Below are 16,553 nucleotides of genomic sequence, written 5' to 3'. Positions count from 1 at the left end.
CCTACAGGTGTATCGAGCTCCTGTAGGAGTGGTCCATGACCGCGATGGACCGGGCCCCCCGATCAAAGACGTAACACCAAAGGACTCCCATGAGTGCACCCCTCGACCTGAGCCTGGATGGCGTCGAACGCCGTTCGCTGGCCGACTTCACCGAGCAGGCGTACCTGAACTACTCCATGTACGTCATCATGGACCGTGCCCTGCCGCACATCGGCGACGGTCTCAAGCCGGTCCAGCGCCGCATCGTCTATGCCATGAGCGAACTGGGCCTGGACGCCGACGCCAAGCACAAGAAATCCGCCCGTACCGTGGGTGACGTCCTCGGTAAGTACCACCCCCACGGCGACTCGGCCTGCTACGAGGCCATGGTGCTCATGGCCCAGCCGTTCTCCTATCGCTATCCGCTGGTGGATGGCCAAGGCAACTGGGGGGCGCCCGACGATCCCAAGTCCTTTGCCGCCATGCGCTACACCGAGGCGCGGCTGTCGCGCTATTCCGAGGTGCTGCTCAATGAACTGGGGCAGGGCACCGTGGACTGGGTGCCCAACTTCGATGGCACCCTGAACGAACCGGCGGTGTTGCCGGCACGTCTGCCCAACCTGCTGCTCAACGGCACCACCGGCATCGCCGTGGGCATGGCCACCGACATCCCGCCGCACAACCTGCGTGAGGTGGCGGCTGCCTGCGTGCGCCTGCTGGACGATCCCATCGCCGGGATCCCCGAACTGCTCGAACACGTGCCCGGTCCGGACTTCCCTACCGAAGCCGAGATCATCACCCCGCACGCCGACCTGCGCAAAATCTACGAGACCGGGCGCGGCTCGGTGCGCATGCGCGCCGTCTACCGCCGCGAAGACGGCGACGTGGTCATCACCGCGCTGCCGCACCAGGTCTCGGGTTCCAAGGTGCTGGAGCAGATCGCCGCCCAGATGCAGGCCAAGAAGCTGCCCATGGTGGCCGACCTGCGCGACGAGTCGGACCACGAGAATCCGACCCGCATCGTCATCGTGCCGCGCTCCAACCGCATCGATGCCGACGAGCTGATGCAGCACCTGTTCGCCACCACCGATCTCGAATCCAGCTACCGGGTCAACCTCAACGTCATCGGCCTGGACGGCAAACCCCAGGTCAAGGACCTCAGGCAGATCCTCCAGGAGTGGCTGCTCTACCGCATCGGCACCGTGCGCCGTCGCCTGCAGTTCCGCCTGGACAAGGTCGAGCGCCGCCTGCACCTGCTGGACGGCCTGCTGATCGCCTTCCTCAACCTGGACGAGGTGATCCACATCATCCGCACCGAAGAGCATCCCAAGCAGGCGCTGATGGCCTGCTTCGAGCTCTCCGAGGACCAGGCCGACTACATCCTCGAAACCCGCCTGCGTCAGTTGGCGCGGCTGGAAGAGATGAAGATCCGTGGCGAACAGGCCGAACTGCTCAAGGAGCAGAAGCGCCTGCAGACCCTGCTGGGCAGCGACAAGAAGCTGCGCAACCTGGTCCGCGACGAACTGATCAAGGATGCCGAGACCTATGGCGACGCCCGCCGCTCGCCCATCGTCGCCCGTGCCGAGGCCAAGGCCCTGTCCGAAACCGAGCTCATGCCCACCGAGCCGGTGACTGTGGTGCTTTCCGAGAAGGGCTGGGTGCGCCAGGCCAAGGGCCATGACGTCGACCCGACCGGGCTGTCCTACAAGGCCGGCGACGGCTTCAAGGCGGCAGCCCTGGGCCGCTCCAATCAGTTCGCCGTCTTCATCGACTCCACCGGGCGCAGCTATTCGGTTGCGGCTCACTCCCTGCCGTCGGCGCGGGGTCAGGGCGAACCTCTGACCGGACGCCTGACGCCGCCGCCAGGGGCCAGCTTCGAGTGTCTGCTCCTGCCGGACGACAGCAGCCTCTATGTACTAGCCTCGGATGCCGGCTACGGCTTCGTGGTCAAGGGCGAGGACCTGCAGGCCAAGAACAAGGCCGGCAAGGCGCTGATCAGCCTGCCCAACGGCGCCAAGGTGCTGGCCCCGAAGCCGGTGGCTTCCCTGGAGGACACCTCCATCGCGGTGGTCACCAACGAGGGACGGCTGCTGGTGTTCGCCATCACCGAGCTGCCGCAACTGGCCAAGGGCAAGGGCAACAAGCTGATCTCCATCCCTGGCGAGCGAGTCGCCAAGCGCGAGGAGTACGTGGTCGATCTGGCCGTGGTGCCGGCCGGTGCTTCCCTGACCCTGCAGGCCGGCAAGCGACCCTATACCCTCAAGGGCAGCGACCTGGAGCACTACCGCGCCGAGCGCGGCCGGCGCGGCAACAAGCTGCCGCGTGGCTTCCAGCGGGTGGACTCGCTGCAGGTGGAAACTTGAGCCGTCTGCAGTCAGCCGCTAGCATAGTCCGGATTTTTTCGACCAGGACTCGCTGGGCCATGGTGCCCGTCGAGAGAGAGAGCCTCGATGAAACGGATATGTCTCGCCAGGCTGGCGCTCGTTGGCCTGCTGGCCGGCCTGGGTGGCTGTGCCAGCCTCGGCCCCAGCCACTACTACCAGCTCGACGGCGGCAACGCCCGCGCGCCGGCGAGCAGCGAGCGTGGGCTTGCGGTGTGGATCGAAAGCCTGCAACTGGCCGACTATCTGCAGCGCGACGTGCTGCTGGAACGCCAGCCCGATGGCAGTCTCAAGACCACGGGCGATCACTGGGCCGGACCGCTGAATGCCAATGTGCGGCAACTGCTGCAGCGCCAACTCGCCAGTCGCCTGAACAGCGGCCGGGTGGTGGTGGGTGAGCAACCCGCGGGCTTCGATCCCCAGTATCGCGTGGAGCTGGTGGTGACCCGCCTCGATGCGGGCGATCAGGCACCTGCGGCGCTAGATGCCAGCTGGCAGCTGCGCGATGGCCAGGGCCGCCTGCTGGATAGCGAAGTGGTCCATCTGCAGGCGCGTCATGCCGGCGACCGCGCAGCCCAGGTGCGGGCCCAGAGCGAGCTGCTGCAGCAACTGGCCGCACGCCTGGCCACCGATCTCACCAAGGTCGCCCAGCGCGGCCGGCGTGGGGCCGAGGTAGCGCGCAAGGAGCCGAAAAAACTCGTCGAGGAGGCCCAGGCCCGGCCGACGCTGCCAGCCGTGGTGCCCATTCGCACCGGCGCCGAGGTCTATCGCTTCTGATCCGGCCGGGCTCCGCGCGTCGCCGCGCGGGAGCCTTCGGCGGCGCTCGATGTTCTATCCAGCAGGACCCTCAAGCCCTGGAGGTTGCATGACGCTGCCCCTGTTTCCCCTGAACACCACCCTGTTTCCCGGTTGCCGCCTCGATCTGCAGCTGTTCGAAGCCCGTTATCTGGACATGCTCGGTCGTTGCCTCAAGCAGGGCAGCAGCTTTGGCGTGGTGACCATCCTCGAAGGCCGCGAGACCGGTGCGGCGCCCAATCGCCTGGGCGCCTACGGCTGCGAGGCACTGATCCGCGACTGGCAGCAGCAGAGCAACGGCCTCTTGGGCATCCGCATCGAAGGTGGCCGGCGCTTTCGCCTGCTGAGCCAGGAAGAACAGCCCGATCACCTGGTGGTGGGAGAGGTGGAGTGGCTCCCCGAAAGCGAGCCCCAGCCATTGCGCGATGGCGACGCCGATCTCATGGCACTGCTGGTGGCCCTGGCCCAGCATCCCATGGTCGCCAGCCTGGACATGGGCGGTGAAGTCGCCGACCGCCAGGCCCTGGGCTACCAGTTGGCCTACCTGCTGCCGTTCGAGGCCCACCTCAAGCTGGAATGGCTGGGCATGGGCGATCAGGGTCAGCGCCTGGCCGCTATCGACCGCCATCTGGTGGATCTGCAAGGTGACTTCCAGGCTTGAGGCCAAACGCCAGGCAAAAGAAAGCCCGCCGGGCAGGGCGGGCTAAAAGTGCTTTGGGGGCACTCGATAAGACCCTGGCACTTTGCCATAAGTTCAGTCTTATGAGATCAAAGTGCCATTCTCTGAGGGTCAGCCTGCCAGCAGCTTGATGAACTCGCGATTGAAGGCCGGAATGTCGTCCGGCTTGCGGCTGCTAACCAGTTGACCGTCGACGATGACCTCCTGGTCCTGCCAGGTGGCGCCAGCGTTCTTGAGGTCGTCGGTCAGCGAGGGCCAACTGGTCAGGGTCTTGCCCTGCACCAGGCCCGCGGAGATCAGCAGCCAGGCGCCATGGCAGATGACGGCCACCGGCTTGCCGGCATCGGCGATCTGTTTGGTCAGCTGCTGGGCCTGCGCGTCGATGCGGATGGTGTCGGCATTGACCACACCACCGGGCAGCAGCACGGCGTCGTAGTCACCGGCATTGGCTGCGGCGAAGGTGAGGTCAACCGGAAAGCTGTCGGCCGGCTCGGTGCCGTCCCAGCCGCGCACCTCACCGCGCTCGGCGGAGATGATGTGGGTCTGGGCGCCGGCCTGTTCCAGGGCCTGCTTGGGGCCGGTGAGCTCGGCCTGTTCGAAGCCGTCGGTGACCAGGATGGCGATTTTCTTGCCGTTCAGGGATGTAGCCATGGTTGCGGATACCTCGATTGGAATTCGGTCGGGCTAGCCTTTTGCCAGCGCTCCTAAATCCGTCTCGCTTTACCCCTCTGAAGTTCCTTCGTCGCGCCCGATGGCATCGGCGCACGGCGCGGAGTAAATTTGCGACATCCATCGCAGAGTAGTCCCCATGTCCCAAGCGTCCCCTCAGCTGACCGAGGAGCAGATCCGTCAGGCTCTGCAAGGCATCAGCATTCCGCCGCAGCCGCAGATCATGGTGGATCTGCAGCTCGAACAACTCATGCCCAGCCCCGATCTCAAGGTCATCTCCCGCCTGATCGGCCAGGACCCGGGGCTGTCGGGCGCCCTGCTCAAGCTGGTGAACTCGCCGTATTTCGGCCTCAGCAATCGCATTACCTCGATCCAGCGCGCGGTCAATCTGCTGGGCAGCCAGTCGGTCATCAACCTGATCAACGCCCAGTCGATCAAGGGCGAGCTCACCGACGAGACCATCGTCATCCTCAACCGCTTCTGGGACACCGCCCAAGACGTGGCCGAGACCTGCCTGAGCCTGGCCAAGAAGACCGGCTACCCGACCCCGGACGAGGCCTATGCCCTGGGCCTGTTCCACAACTGTGGCATCCCGCTGATGCTCAAGCGCTTCCCCAACTACATGGCGGTGCTGGAAGAGGCCTATGCCAGCGTCAACGAGCAGGTGCGGGTGGTGGACGTGGAGAACCGGATTTTCAACACCAACCACGCCGTGGTGGGCTATTTCATCTCCCGCTCCTGGCGCTTGCCGGAGCACGTCGGCCAGGCCATCGCCAATCACCACAACGCCCAGTCGGTCTTCGACGAGGACTCGACCACCGATATCCAGATCAAGAATCTGCTGGCCCTGCTGAAGATGGCCGAGCACATCTGTGGCTGCTATCGCGCCCTGGGCGGCCAGGACGAGGATCACGAGTGGCAGGCCATCGCCCCGCGGGTGCTGGATCACGTCGGCCTGTCCGAGTACGACTTCGAGTCGCTCAAGGAGACCATCCTTGAGATGGGCAGCGGTCGGATCAATTACTAGATTTGGTTAAAAGGGCCTGCGCTCGGCCAGGCGGCGTTGAAAACCAGCTCGGAATGCTCATTTACCCTTTGTAAACTCCGCTTCCTCGCTGTTTTTCGCCTTGCCTGACCTTCGCTCGGCGCCTTTTAAGCCAAATCTCTGGAATAAGCCTCCTGGATCCTCATGCCCGAACTACCTGAAGTCGAAACCACTCGCCGGGGCATCGAGCCCCATGTCGTCGGTCAGCGCGTACGCCGGGTCATCGTCCGCGATGGTCGGCTACGCTGGCCCGTCCCCGAAGACCTGGACGTGCGCCTCTCCGGTCAGCGCATCGAGGCCGTGGAGCGACGGGCCAAGTACCTGCTGATCCGCGCCGAGAGCGGCACCCTGATCGGTCACCTGGGCATGTCCGGCAGCCTGCGCCTGGTGCCGGCCGACCAGCCGCCGGCCAAGCACGAGCACGTCGACATCGAGCTGGAATCCGGGCTGTCGCTGCGCTACACCGATCCCCGGCGCTTCGGTGCGTTGCTCTGGACCCAGGATCCCCACGCCCATGTGCTGCTCAGCAAGCTGGGCCCTGAGCCCCTGACCGAGGCCTTCGACGGCGGTCGGCTGTTCGAGCTGTCGCGTGGACGCAGCATGGCGGTCAAGCCCTTCATCATGGACAACGCCGTGGTGGTGGGGGTGGGCAACATCTACGCCGCCGAGGCACTGTTCGCTGCCGGCATCGATCCCCGCCGGGCCGCTGGCAGCGTTTCCCGGGCGCGCTACGAGCGCCTGGCCGTCGAGATCAAGAAGGTGTTGGCGCGCTCCATCGAGAGTGGCGGCACCACCCTGCGCGACTTCATCGGCGGCGACGGCGCGCCGGGCTATTTCAAGCAGGAGCTGTTCGTCTACGGCCGCAAGGGCGAATTCTGCAAGGTCTGCGGGACGGGCCTGCAAGAGATCCGCCTGGGCCAGCGCGCCAGCGTCTATTGCCGGAAGTGCCAGCGATGAAGGGCCTGGCTGGGCTGGCCGTGCTGGCATTGCTCAGTGGTGAATTGGCCTGGGCCGATGCCGACAACGGCCGCAATCTCTTCCTGCGGCGCTGCCACAACTGCCATTCGGTGGGGCCCGGCGCCCAGTCCGGCTTCGGCCCCCAGCTCAACGACCTCTTCGGCCGCCAGGCCGGCAGTCTAGCCGGCTACAACTACTCCGAAGCCATGCGCCAGGCCGGTTTCGCCTGGGATCGCGAGGCCCTGGCGGCCTTTCTGCGTGATCCCGAGCGGAAGGTGCCAGGCACCAAGATGAGATTCTGGGGCATCGGTGACGCCGAGGATCTAGGCGACATCGCCGACTACCTGCAGACCCAGCATCACGCGCCCTAGACGCTGTCCTAGTGGTCGCCACCGCCGGCCCCCGGCTTGGCCGCGAAGGGCGGCTTGGCCAGCCAGATGATCAGGAACAGCCCCATGAAGATCCAGCCGAGCAGGGTGAAGTAGTCCACCGTGGAGAGCATATAGGCCTGGCCTTCCACCACCTTGTCCAGCTGCGCATAGGCCTGCTGCGATGGCCCGCCGAGGGCGTCCAGGTAGTGTTGGGTGGCCGGGCTGTAGACGGTGACGTCCTCGGTCAGCTGGGCATGGTGATGGATGGCGCGGCGCTGCCACAACCAGGTGGTCAGGGAGGAGGCGAAGCTGCCGCCCAGCACCCGCAGGAAGGTCGCCAGGCCGCCGCCGTCCGCCAGCTCCGACGGCTTGAGGCTGGACAGCAGGATACTGGTGGTCGGCATGAAGAACAGCGCCACGCCCAGGCCCATGAAGGTCTGTACCTCGGCGATGTGGCGATAGTCCACCTCGTTGTTGAAGGTGGCGCGCATGAAGCACGACGCCCCGATCACCAGGAAGGAGCCCCCGGCCAGCAGGCGCAGGTCGGTCTTGTGCGCGAACTTGCCCACCAGCGGCGAGAGGATGACCGGCAGGATGCCGATGGGCGCCGCGGCCAGGCCCGCCCACACCGGGGTGTAGCCGAGCTGGGTCTGCAGCCACTGAGGCAGCAGCAGGTTGATGCCGAAGAAGCCCGAATAGCCCAGCACCAGCGCCAGGGTGCCGAAACTGAAATTGCGATAGCGGAATAACCGCAGGTTGACGATGGGATGCTTGTCGGTCAGCTCCCAGATCACCAGGGCGGTGAGGGCCACGGCGGAAAAGGCCGCGCCCAGGCAGATCAGGTTGGATTCGAACCAGTCCAGGTCGTTGCCCTTGTCTAGCACCACCTGCAATACGCCCACACCCAGCACCAGGAGGATCAGCCCGACGTAGTCGATGGGCTGGTGCACCAGCTTTTCCGGCTTCTTGCCCAGCTGGCTCCAGACCACCAGGGTGGCGAAGATGCCGATGGGAATGTTGATGAAGAAGATCCACGGCCAGCTGTAGTTGTCGGTGATCCAGCCGCCGGCGATGGGCCCGATGATGGGCGCCACCACCGTCACCATGGCCAGCAGCGCCAGGGCCATGCCGCGCTTGGCCGCCGGAAAGATCGCCAGCAGCAGGGTCTGGGCCATGGGGTAGAGCGGGCCGGCGACGAAACCCTGCATGGCGCGGAAGATCACCAGCTCCGGCATGGAGGTGGCGATGCCGCACAGGAACGAGGTGATGACGAAGAGCACCACGGCGGCCATGAACAGCTTCACCTCACCGAAGCGGCGCGCCATCCAGCCGGTCAGCGGCAGGGCGATGGCGTTGCTCACGGCAAAGGCGGTGATGACCCAGGTGCCCTGTTCCGAACTCACCCCGAGGTTGCCGGAAATGGTGGTCAGGGCGACGTTGGCGATGGTGGTGTCGAGCACCTGCATGAAGGTGGCCAGGGACAGGCCCACCGTAGCGAGCAGCAGGCTCGCCGGGCGAAAGGCGTTATCGCTCATGACGGATTACCAGAAGGGGTGGACGGGGAGGCTCGCTGGGAGCCTCCTTGGCTGTCAGCGCTTGGCGACACCGGCGGCGCGGGCGGCCGGACCGTTGTTGTGGACGATCTGCTGGATCAGCTGATCGGCCTCGGCCAGCTGGTGATCGTAGACATCGGTGCTGTAGCGCGGCTGCTGCGGCGTGGTGGTGGGCAGGCGGGCGCCGTCCTGGTCGTGCAGGTCGACGTCGACCACGGTCGACAGGCCGATGCGCAGCGGGTGCTTGTCCAGGTTGTCGTCTTCCAGGCGGATCCGCACCGGCAGGCGCTGAACGATCTTGATCCAGTTGCCAGTAGCGTTCTGCGCCGGCAGGAGCGAGAAGGCGCTGCCGGTGCCCACGCCCAGGCTTTCCACCACGCCGCGATAGCGCACGTCGTCGCCATAGAGGTCGGAGTGGATCTCCACCGGCTGGCCGATGCGCATCTCGGCGAGCTGGGTTTCCTTGAAGTTGGCATCGATCCAGATCTGGTCCAGCGGCACCACGGCCATCAAGGCCGCGCCGGGTTGCACGCGGCTGCCGACCTGTACCGAGCGCTTGGCGACATAGCCGCTGACCGGCGCCACCAGGGTGCTGCGGGCATGGTTGAGGTAGGCCTGGCGCAGCTGGGCGGCGGCGGCCTTGACGTCCGGGTGCGAGGCGATCTCGGTGTCGTCCACCAGTGCCTGGTTGGTGTCCAGTTGCTGCTGGGCGGAGGTCAGGGAGCTCTGCGCCGACACCAGGGTGTCGCGGGCGTGGGCCAGTTCTTCCTTGGAGATGGCGCCGCCCTTGGCCAGTTGCTGGCGGCGGGCGTAGTCGGCGCGGGCCCGTTCGACCTCGACGCGCCGGGCGGCCACCTGGGCCTTGTAGCTGTCGACGTTGCTGTACAGGCCGCGCACCTGGCGCACGGTCTTGGCCAGGTTGGCCTCGGCGCTCTGCTGGGCGACGGCGGTGTCGCTGGGATCGAATTCCACCAGCGGCTGGCCTTGGCGGACGTAGTCGCCATCATCCACGGCGATGCGGGTCACGGTGCCGACGACCTGGGGCGTGATCTGCACCAGGTTGCCGTTGACGTAGGCATCGTCGGTATCGGCATGGAAGCGGCCATAGAACAGGTGGTAGCAGTAGACACCCACGCCGGCCAGGATCACCACCAGCAGCAGGAGCAGCAGGAGGAATTTGCGTTTGCCGGAGCGCTGCGGCTTCTGCTCCTGGGCATTGTCGTTGGGGGTTGCGGCGGAATCGGCCATGGTCGGGCTCTCGGTATCAGTGTGTGGCCGCGGCGGCGGGCGCCGGCGGCAGTTTGGACGGTTGGAAGCCGCCACCCAGGGCCTGCATCAGCAGCACGCCGCTGTCGACGCGGTCGGCCTGGAGGCTGGCCAGCTGACGTTCGGTCTGCAGCAGTTGCTGCTCCACGGTCAGGGCATCGAGGTAGTTGCCGATGCCGGCGCCATAGCGCTGCATGGCGATGTCGAAGGAGCTCTTGGCGATGTCCCGTGCCCGTTGCTGCTCGACGATCTGCTGGTCCAGCGAGCGCTGGCGGGTGATGGCGTCGGCGATGTCGCCCAGTGCCTGCACCAGGGTCCGGTTGTACTGGGCCACCGCGAGGTCATAGTCGGCATCGCGGCTGGCGAGATCGGCGCGGCGACGACCGGCATCGAAGATCGGCAGCGACAGCGCCGGGCCGACGTTGAAAAAGCGCGCCGGACCGCCGAGCAAGGCGTCGCCGAGGATGGCCTTGCTGCCGGCGGCCACCGTCAGGTCCAGGTTGGGATAGAAGTTGGTCTTGCTGGCGACGATGTCCTTGCTCGCGGCCTCCACCCGCCAGCGGGCGGCGATCAGGTCCGGACGACGCCCGGCCAGCTCGACCGGCAACTGGGCAGGCAGGTTCACCGCGGCGGGGGCGATCAGCTTGGGCCGTGGAATCTCGGCGCCACGGTCTGGCCCCTTGCCCAACAGCACGGCGAGACGGATCTGGGCCGTTCGCACCTGCTGTTCAGCTGCGGCATGGGACGCCGCCGCGCTGGCCTCCAGGCTCTGGGTCTGCTGCAGCTGGTAGTCGCTGTCGAGGCCGGCGTCCACCCGGCGCTGGGCCAGGTCGAGCATGCCGCGGGTACGCTCCAGGTCCTGCTGGGCCACGTCCATATTGGCATAGGCCAGGCCGAGCTGGTTGTAGGCGCGACTGACGTCGGCGGCCAGCGTCAGGCGGGCGGCCTGGCGATCCACCTCGCCGGCGCGGGCGCGACCGAGCGCAGCTTCCCAGGCGGCGCGCTGGCCACCCCAGAGATCGAAGCTGTAGCTGCCGCTCACATCGAACTGGCGCAGGGTGCTGTAGCGCTCGCCCTGGCCGACGGGGTCATCCGGCCGTGCCAGGCGCGAGCGGGTCACGCCGCCGTTGGCGTCGATCTGTGGATAGCGATCGGCATCGGCGGCGAGCACGGCGGCATCGGCCTGGCGGCTGCGCGCATCGGCTTCCTGCAGCGAGGGGCTGTCCCGCAGGGCCTCGCGGATCAGGTTGTCGAGCTGCGGATCGCCCAGCCGGGTCCACCAGTCGGCGCTCGGCCACTGGGCGGGAGAGAGGCGATCGCTGGCAAAGGTGGCGTCGCCCTTGAGCGTCGCCGGATCCACGGCGCGTCCCTGGGTGTGCAACCCCTCGGACGACACGCAGCCGGCCAGCAGCAGGGCGGCGCAGAGGGCGGTCAACGGCAGGCGAAAGGTCATGGGTCAGAGGTCTCCAGAGGTCTCCGGCAGCAGGCCGGAGGGGCTGAGCAGGCGGCGCAGCAGGCGTTCGAGGTCATCCAGCTCCTGGCGATCCAGGCAGTGGGTGAGGTCATTGAGGGCATCCACGCCGATCTGCATGAGTTCACTGCTCAGGGCCTGACCCTGGGCGGTCAACTCCAGCCGCACCTGGCGGCGATCGCTCAGGCTGCGCACCCGGCGCAGCAGGCCCTTGGCCTCCAGGCGATCGAGCATGCGGGTCATGGCGCCGCTGTCGAGGGACAGGCAGCGGCTGAGTTCGGCCGGGGTGTCGGTCTGGTCGCGAGCGAGCAGCAGCAGCACCTTGAACTGGGCAGCGGTGATGTCGTAAGGCGCCAGGTGGCTGTCCAGCACGCGATCCTTGTATTGGTTCGCCAGGTGGATCAGATGACCTACGGAGTTGCGCAATGGAAAGTTGCTACGGTCGAAATGTGACATTGCAGTATCTGCCCAGGCAATCAAGCGCATCCAGAATACTGCCTAGGCAGTGAAATATTCAGACACCTTTACGCAGGGGAGAGTTGCGCACTTTGAAACAATTGGAAAAGTCTGTTGGCGGCCTCTTGTCCCGTGGCGGTCTGGACGCTGATCATGGTGGCAACTTCATCTTGAACCGACCCATGATCTCTTCCTTCGATCTAGACCGACTGCGCGGGACCCTGGTGCCCCTGCACCGCGACCTGCCCGCGGCTGACGACCACCTGGGTTATCGCGCCCATTACCGCCTGGCGGACAGCCAGGCGCGACCCGAGGTGACGGTGGCCTTGGGCGCGCTCGCGGCCGGCGGCTATCAGCTCGCCGTCCAGGGCTGGTGGCCGCTCGAGCCGCGTGGCAGCCTGCTGATGCTGCACGGCTACTACGATCACATGGGCCTCTATGGCCATGTGGTGGACTGGGCCCTGTCGCGGCAGCTGGCGGTGCTGGCCTGCGACCTGCCTGGGCATGGGTTGTCCAGCGGCGCCCGCGCCAGCATCAACGACTTCGCCGAATACCAGACCGCCCTGACGGCGCTGATCGCCGAGGCCCGGCGCCTGGACCTGCCCCGGCCCTGGCACCTGCTGGGCCAGAGCACCGGCGGCGCCATCCTGCTGGACTATCTGCTGCGCGGCGAGCCTGCCCCCGAGCTGGGCGAGACGATCTTGCTGGCGCCTCTGGTCAGGCCCCACGCCTGGCGCCAGAGCCTATGGACCTATCGGCTGGTGAAGCCCTTCGTACGGGCCCTGCCGCGGCGCTTTTCGGTGAATTCCGGCGATCCAGCCTTTCTCGACTTCCTGCAGCAGGACAGCCTGCAGCCCAGGGAACTGCCGGCCCTATGGGTCGGCGCTCTGGCACGTTGGATTCCGCAACTGGAAGGGGCGCCGGCCAGTACCCGTAGCCCGCTGGTGATCCAGGGCGAGCAGGATTTCACCGTCGACTGGCGGCACAACCTGGGGGTGCTGGAGGCCAAGTTCGTCCGGCCCGAGGTCTTGCGCCTGCCGGAAGCGCGGCACCATCTGGTCAACGAGACCGAGGCCCTGCGCCAGCGCTACTTCCGCTGGCTGGACGAGCGTCTCGCCTGAGCGGACTTACTGCCCGCCACTGCCCAGACCGGCGCGCAGCGCGGCCACGGCGGCCCGGTAGTAGGCACTGCCATTGGGCGAACTGGCGAAGTCGGCGAACTGGCCGAGTTCGTTGTCGTTCAGGGTGCGATAGACATAGAGCAGGGTGTTCTCCAGGTCACCGGCATTCATCTGCTGGATGAAACGTTGGCGCTGCTGCTCGATCATGCCGCCGGACTGCTGCTGCCCCATCAGGCCCGGCAGCATGGAGCTCAGGCTGTCGGCGGCGAGGCCCGCCAGGGCCACGCTGACCTCGGCGCCGGCTTCACGCACGGGCAGGGCACTGGCCAGACGCTTGGCCTGGGCGCGCCGGGCCGGGCTGGCCTGCACCTGGGGGACGCCGTTGGCATGCTTGGCCAGCTGATCGCTGCGGGTGGCGGCGATTTCCGCGGCGACCACCTTGCGCCCGACGGGCGACTGGAAGAACTGCAGCGCGGGGCCTTCGGCGGGCAGACTCTGGCGCAGCGCGGCCAGGGCCCGCTGGTCGATGGCCGCGGCGGTATAACGCTTGTTGCTGTTGTCCACCAGGCTCTGGTAGAGCGCCGGCGGCAGGCTGTTCTGATAGCGCTGCTGGGCGGCCTGCAGGGCGTCGCGGAAGTGGCCGCGCTGCTCGGGCCAACCTGCGGCCTGATAGAGGCTGACCGTATCGTCGGCCAGGGCGGGCAGGCTGATGGCGAAAAGCAGGGAAGCGAACAGAACGCGCATGGACACCTCGGGCAGCGGCACGGAGCCGGAAAGTCCGCCATTGTCGGCAACCCCAGGCTGGCTGTCGAGGCGCTCATCCCGGGCATTCGTCGCCTGGTCAAGGCAGGCGCGCAGCCGTGGCCGACTTCTCTTACACTCGGCATCCCGCCGGCCTGGTCCGGTTCCTACGGTTCCCGCGATGGCTCTGCACCCCGAGCATCCCCTGCTGCAACGTATCGTCGACGATCTCGCCGAGCACGGCTGGTCGCGGCAGAGCATCTTCCTGCCCCTGGACCTCACCGCCGAGCTGGCCGCCGAGTGCCGCTTGCGCCATGCCCGCGGCGAGCTGGAGCGCGCCGGCATCGGCCGTGGCGACAGCCCGCTGATCCGCGAAGGCGTCCGCGGCGATCACATCGCCTGGCTGGAGCCGGACGACGAGCATCCCGGCGTGCAGCGCTACCTGCAACTCATGGACACCCTGCGCGAGGCCTTCAACCGCACCCTGTTCCTGGGACTGGAAGACTACGAGAGCCACTTCGCGCTCTATCCGCCGGGGGCCTTCTACGCCCGCCACCTGGATCGCTTCCGCGACGACGACCGGCGCATGGTCTCCCTGGTGCTCTATCTCAACGACGCCTGGTTGCCGGAGCAGGGCGGCGAGCTGCGCCTCTATCTGGACGAGCAGCGCCACCAGGATGTCCTGCCCCTGGGCGGCAGCCTGGTGTGCTTTCTCTCCGGCCAGTTGCCCCACGAGGTGCTGCCGGCCACCCGCGAGCGGCTGTCGCTGACCGGCTGGTTCCGTCGCCGTGGCGAGAATCCGCTGCAGGGCTAGGCGGTAGACTGGCGACGGACCTGGAGGGCGTATGGAAAAGATACTGGTGAGTCGCTGCCTGCTGGGGCATCGGGTGCGCTATGACGGTGGCGCTCATGGCCCCTTCGATCTGCTGGGCGCCTGGCAGGCGGAAGGGCGTATCGTGCCCCTCTGCCCGGAGGTGGCCGGTGGCCTGCCCACGCCGCGTCCGCCCGCGGAGATCCCCGGCGGCCAGGGCGGGGCGGTGCTGGACGGTCGGCTACCAGTCATGACCGAGACAGGAGAGGACGTCAGCGCCGCCTTTGTCGCCGGTGCCATGGTCGCCCTCGAACTGGTCGCGCGCCATGGCATCCGCGTGGCGGTGCTCAAGGCCCGCAGTCCCTCGTGCGGCAATGTGGAAAACTACGATGGCCGCTTCAGCGGCACCCGGGTAGCCGGTGAGGGCGTCACTGCGGCGGCGCTGAAGCGCGCCGGGGTCGCCGTCTTCAACGAGACCGAACTGGCCGAGGCGCAGCGCTTTCTCGCGGCGCTGGACGGTAACCCCTAGAGCGTTTCCGGCTGGCGGCCCAGCAGCATCTGGAAGTACGCCTTCTGCACGAAGCAGCCCTTGGGAAAGCGCCAGCCGACCAGTTCGCCCGGCTGCTTCTCGAGGTTCTGGGCAAAGACGGTGGCGCCCATGGCGCGCGCCAAGGCAGCATATTCGCGCAGCGGGACCTTAACGACAGGAACATCCGGGCTGATCATGGGCGCTCTGCTGGGTGGGTCGCTCACGATCGAAACGACGATCGTGGCGAGTCCACAGGTGACTTGCCCAGGCTATCGGCACCCCCGCGTGGAACTTCAGCCCGCGGATGAAAAATCGGTCTAGCCAGCGGCTTTGGGCGTCTCCGGCAGGAACCAGTTCATCAGCAGGGCGCACAGGCCGCCGGTGGCGACGCCGGATTCCAGCACCGCTCTCAGGCCCGCAGGCATATGGGCGAGAAATTCCGGCACCTGGGAAATGCCCAGGCCCAGGGCCAGGGACACGGCGATGATCAGCAGCGCGCGTCTGTCCAGTTCGACGCTGGCGAGGATGTTGATCCCCGAGGCGGCGACCGCGCCGAACATCACCATGGCCGCGCCGCCGAGCACCGGCTCGGGCACCGCCTGGATCACCCCGGCCACCGCTGGGAACAGCCCCAGCAGGACCAGGATGGCGGCGATCCACAGGCCGACATGGCGACTGGCGATGCCGGTCAACTGGATCACTCCGTTGTTCTGGGCGAACACCGAACTGGGAAAGGTGTTGAAGAGCCCGGCCAGCAGCGAGTTGGCGCCGTTGACCAAGACGCCACCCTTGATCCGCTGCATCCACAGCGGACCTTCCACCGGTTCGCGGGAGACCTTGCTGGTGGCGGTGATGTCGCCGATGGCCTCCAGCGAGGTCACCAGATAGATCACCAGCAGGGGCACGAACAGCGACCAGGAAAAGCCCAGGCCGAAGTGCAGTGGCATCGGGATCTGCACCCAGGCGGCCTCGTGCATGCCAGTGAAATTCAGCCGGCCCAGCCAGGCCGCCAGGGCATAGCCCAGCAGCAGGGCGACGACGATGGCGCTGCTGCGCAGGCCACGGAGCGGCAGGCGATTGAGCACCACGATGGTGGCCAGCACGGTGCCCGACAGCAGCAGGTTCTCGCCATTGGCGAAGGTACCGTTGCCCAGCGCCGCGAAGCCGCCGCCCATGCTGATCAGGCCGACCTTGATCAGCGTCAGGCCGATCATCAGCACCACGATGCCGGTCACCAGCGGGGTGATGAGGCGCTTGACGAAGGGCAGCACCCGCGACACCCCCATCTCGACGAAGGAACCGGCCATGACCACGCCGAAGATGGCCGCCATCACGGCTTCCACCGGGGTGCCGTTCTTGACCATCAGCGCGCCACCGGCGATCAGCGGGCCGACGAAGTTGAAGCTGGTGCCCTGGACGATCAGCAACCCGGCACCGAAGGGCCCGAAGCGGCGACACTGGACGAAGGTGGCGATCCCCGAGATCACCAGCGACATGGACACGATCAGGTTGGTGTCGCGCGGCGAGACGCCGAGGGCCTGGCAGATCAGCAGACCGGGGGTGACGATGGGCACGATGATCGCCAGCAGGTGCTGGATGGCGGCGAGCAGGGCGATCAGCGGGCGCGGTCGGTCCTGGGGACCGTAGAGCAGTTCGGAGCGGGAAGGCTGGGACATGGCGGAGTCGTCGCGGAAAAAGCGCCGATCTTACCGGATGCCCGCCCCGTGGC

17 protein-coding genes are annotated in these 16,553 nt (G+C 66.9%); 9 read left to right on the top strand and 8 right to left on the bottom strand.

The genetic code is table 11. The annotated features are described in order from the left end of the window. Window positions 1–89: 89 nt before the first annotated feature. From parC to FEZ61_RS13220, 3 genes are all read left to right on the top strand, one after another. Window positions 90–2,342: a DNA topoisomerase IV subunit A gene (parC, locus tag FEZ61_RS13230; RefSeq protein WP_173148997.1), complete on the top strand. Its 2,253-nt coding sequence runs from the start codon at window positions 90–92 to the stop codon at window positions 2,340–2,342. Window positions 2,343–2,429: 87 nt separating this feature from the next. Next, window positions 2,430–3,137 carry an ABC-type transport auxiliary lipoprotein family protein gene (locus tag FEZ61_RS13225; RefSeq protein WP_017640750.1) on the top strand — a complete coding sequence of 236 codons (708 nt, stop codon included), beginning with the start codon at window positions 2,430–2,432 and terminating at the stop codon, window positions 3,135–3,137. A gap of 88 nt (window positions 3,138–3,225) precedes the next feature. Beyond that, complete coding sequence (locus tag FEZ61_RS13220; protein ID WP_160923837.1) at window positions 3,226–3,816, top strand: LON peptidase substrate-binding domain-containing protein; 591 nt, start codon at window positions 3,226–3,228, stop codon at window positions 3,814–3,816. 129 nt (window positions 3,817–3,945) lie between these two features. On the opposite strand, the gene FEZ61_RS13215 is transcribed toward FEZ61_RS13220, so the two are convergent. Then, window positions 3,946–4,485, bottom strand: coding sequence for a type 1 glutamine amidotransferase domain-containing protein (locus FEZ61_RS13215; RefSeq protein WP_173148995.1), 540 nt, complete (start codon window positions 4,483–4,485; stop codon window positions 3,946–3,948). A 220-nt stretch (window positions 4,486–4,705) separates the two neighbouring features. On the opposite strand from FEZ61_RS13215, the gene FEZ61_RS13210 reads away from it, so the two are divergent. The 3 genes from FEZ61_RS13210 to FEZ61_RS13200 all read left to right on the top strand — a co-directional run bounded on the left by FEZ61_RS13210 (window position 4,706) and on the right by FEZ61_RS13200 (window position 6,876). Further along, window positions 4,706–5,530: an HDOD domain-containing protein gene (locus FEZ61_RS13210; protein WP_173149192.1), complete on the top strand. Its 825-nt coding sequence runs from the start codon at window positions 4,706–4,708 to the stop codon at window positions 5,528–5,530. A gap of 162 nt (window positions 5,531–5,692) precedes the next feature. Beyond that, window positions 5,693–6,505: a bifunctional DNA-formamidopyrimidine glycosylase/DNA-(apurinic or apyrimidinic site) lyase gene (mutM, locus tag FEZ61_RS13205; RefSeq protein ID WP_093256224.1), complete on the top strand. Its 813-nt coding sequence runs from the start codon at window positions 5,693–5,695 to the stop codon at window positions 6,503–6,505. Then, window positions 6,502–6,876: a c-type cytochrome gene (locus FEZ61_RS13200; RefSeq protein ID WP_160923835.1), complete on the top strand. Its 375-nt coding sequence runs from the start codon at window positions 6,502–6,504 to the stop codon at window positions 6,874–6,876. The genes mutM and FEZ61_RS13200 overlap by 4 nt, the downstream gene beginning before the upstream one ends. 8 nt (window positions 6,877–6,884) lie before the next feature. On the opposite strand, the gene FEZ61_RS13195 is transcribed toward FEZ61_RS13200, so the two are convergent. Genes FEZ61_RS13195 through FEZ61_RS13180 form a run of 4 tightly spaced genes read right to left on the bottom strand, consistent with a single transcriptional unit; the run spans window position 6,885 to window position 11,622 of the window. Next, window positions 6,885–8,411, bottom strand: a complete 1,527-nt coding sequence (locus tag FEZ61_RS13195; protein WP_017640744.1) for a DHA2 family efflux MFS transporter permease subunit — start codon at window positions 8,409–8,411, stop codon at window positions 6,885–6,887. A gap of 54 nt (window positions 8,412–8,465) precedes the next feature. After that, entirely contained in the window at window positions 8,466–9,677 is a 1,212-nt protein-coding gene (locus FEZ61_RS13190; RefSeq protein ID WP_242455161.1) for an efflux RND transporter periplasmic adaptor subunit, read from the bottom strand. Between the two features lie 16 nt (window positions 9,678–9,693). Next, window positions 9,694–11,148, bottom strand: a complete 1,455-nt coding sequence (locus FEZ61_RS13185; protein ID WP_173148993.1) for an efflux transporter outer membrane subunit — start codon at window positions 11,146–11,148, stop codon at window positions 9,694–9,696. Window positions 11,149–11,151: 3 nt separating this feature from the next. Further along, window positions 11,152–11,622, bottom strand: coding sequence for a MarR family transcriptional regulator (locus tag FEZ61_RS13180; RefSeq protein ID WP_017640741.1), 471 nt, complete (start codon window positions 11,620–11,622; stop codon window positions 11,152–11,154). Between the two features lie 182 nt (window positions 11,623–11,804). Between FEZ61_RS13180 and FEZ61_RS13175 the strand changes: the two genes are divergently transcribed. Beyond that, complete coding sequence (locus tag FEZ61_RS13175; protein ID WP_173148991.1) at window positions 11,805–12,743, top strand: alpha/beta hydrolase; 939 nt, start codon at window positions 11,805–11,807, stop codon at window positions 12,741–12,743. 6 nt (window positions 12,744–12,749) lie between these two features. On the opposite strand, the gene FEZ61_RS13170 is transcribed toward FEZ61_RS13175, so the two are convergent. Beyond that, window positions 12,750–13,487 carry a DUF2059 domain-containing protein gene (locus tag FEZ61_RS13170; protein WP_173148989.1) on the bottom strand — a complete coding sequence of 246 codons (738 nt, stop codon included), beginning with the start codon at window positions 13,485–13,487 and terminating at the stop codon, window positions 12,750–12,752. A 178-nt stretch (window positions 13,488–13,665) separates the two neighbouring features. Between FEZ61_RS13170 and FEZ61_RS13165 the strand changes: the two genes are divergently transcribed. Together FEZ61_RS13165 and FEZ61_RS13160 are read left to right on the top strand one after the other, a co-directional pair. Continuing rightward, entirely contained in the window at window positions 13,666–14,298 is a 633-nt protein-coding gene (locus FEZ61_RS13165; protein WP_173148987.1) for a 2OG-Fe(II) oxygenase, read from the top strand. A 31-nt stretch (window positions 14,299–14,329) separates the two neighbouring features. Next, window positions 14,330–14,824, top strand: coding sequence for a DUF523 domain-containing protein (locus FEZ61_RS13160; protein WP_173148985.1), 495 nt, complete (start codon window positions 14,330–14,332; stop codon window positions 14,822–14,824). On the opposite strand, the gene FEZ61_RS13155 is transcribed toward FEZ61_RS13160, so the two are convergent. Together FEZ61_RS13155 and FEZ61_RS13150 are read right to left on the bottom strand one after the other, a co-directional pair. Continuing rightward, entirely contained in the window at window positions 14,821–15,021 is a 201-nt protein-coding gene (locus FEZ61_RS13155; RefSeq protein ID WP_068383394.1) for a hypothetical protein, read from the bottom strand. The genes FEZ61_RS13160 and FEZ61_RS13155 overlap by 4 nt on opposite strands. 120 nt (window positions 15,022–15,141) lie before the next feature. Next, window positions 15,142–16,500 carry a nucleobase:cation symporter-2 family protein gene (locus tag FEZ61_RS13150; protein WP_064307895.1) on the bottom strand — a complete coding sequence of 453 codons (1,359 nt, stop codon included), beginning with the start codon at window positions 16,498–16,500 and terminating at the stop codon, window positions 15,142–15,144. Window positions 16,501–16,553 lie beyond the last annotated feature (53 nt).

Origin of the sequence: Pseudomonas sp. MS15a(2019) (assembly GCF_013277805.1) — a bacterium.
Taxonomy (GTDB): domain Bacteria; phylum Pseudomonadota; class Gammaproteobacteria; order Pseudomonadales; family Pseudomonadaceae; genus Chryseomonas; species Chryseomonas benzopyrenica.
Note: the sequence above shows the minus strand (reverse complement) of the source record. Positions and strands in the feature narration are given on the sequence as shown.

Excerpts from the sequence above, each read along its gene's own strand:
- parC (WP_173148997.1), top strand. The coding sequence starts at position 90 with ATGAGTGCACCCCTCGACCTGAGCCTGGATGGCGTCGAACGCCGTTCG.
- FEZ61_RS13225 (WP_017640750.1), top strand. The coding sequence starts at position 2,430 with ATGAAACGGATATGTCTCGCCAGGCTGGCGCTCGTTGGCCTGCTGGCC.
- FEZ61_RS13220 (WP_160923837.1), top strand. The coding sequence starts at position 3,226 with ATGACGCTGCCCCTGTTTCCCCTGAACACCACCCTGTTTCCCGGTTGC.
- FEZ61_RS13215 (WP_173148995.1), bottom strand. The coding sequence starts at position 4,485 with ATGGCTACATCCCTGAACGGCAAGAAAATCGCCATCCTGGTCACCGAC.
- mutM (WP_093256224.1), top strand. The coding sequence starts at position 5,693 with ATGCCCGAACTACCTGAAGTCGAAACCACTCGCCGGGGCATCGAGCCC.
- FEZ61_RS13200 (WP_160923835.1), top strand. The coding sequence starts at position 6,502 with ATGAAGGGCCTGGCTGGGCTGGCCGTGCTGGCATTGCTCAGTGGTGAA.
- FEZ61_RS13195 (WP_017640744.1), bottom strand. The coding sequence starts at position 8,411 with ATGAGCGATAACGCCTTTCGCCCGGCGAGCCTGCTGCTCGCTACGGTG.
- FEZ61_RS13190 (WP_242455161.1), bottom strand. The coding sequence starts at position 9,677 with ATGGCCGATTCCGCCGCAACCCCCAACGACAATGCCCAGGAGCAGAAG.
- FEZ61_RS13185 (WP_173148993.1), bottom strand. The coding sequence starts at position 11,148 with ATGACCTTTCGCCTGCCGTTGACCGCCCTCTGCGCCGCCCTGCTGCTG.
- FEZ61_RS13180 (WP_017640741.1), bottom strand. The coding sequence starts at position 11,622 with ATGTCACATTTCGACCGTAGCAACTTTCCATTGCGCAACTCCGTAGGT.
- FEZ61_RS13175 (WP_173148991.1), top strand. The coding sequence starts at position 11,805 with ATGATCTCTTCCTTCGATCTAGACCGACTGCGCGGGACCCTGGTGCCC.
- FEZ61_RS13170 (WP_173148989.1), bottom strand. The coding sequence starts at position 13,487 with ATGCGCGTTCTGTTCGCTTCCCTGCTTTTCGCCATCAGCCTGCCCGCC.
- FEZ61_RS13165 (WP_173148987.1), top strand. The coding sequence starts at position 13,666 with ATGGCTCTGCACCCCGAGCATCCCCTGCTGCAACGTATCGTCGACGAT.
- FEZ61_RS13160 (WP_173148985.1), top strand. The coding sequence starts at position 14,330 with ATGGAAAAGATACTGGTGAGTCGCTGCCTGCTGGGGCATCGGGTGCGC.
- FEZ61_RS13155 (WP_068383394.1), bottom strand. The coding sequence starts at position 15,021 with ATGATCAGCCCGGATGTTCCTGTCGTTAAGGTCCCGCTGCGCGAATAT.
- FEZ61_RS13150 (WP_064307895.1), bottom strand. The coding sequence starts at position 16,500 with ATGTCCCAGCCTTCCCGCTCCGAACTGCTCTACGGTCCCCAGGACCGA.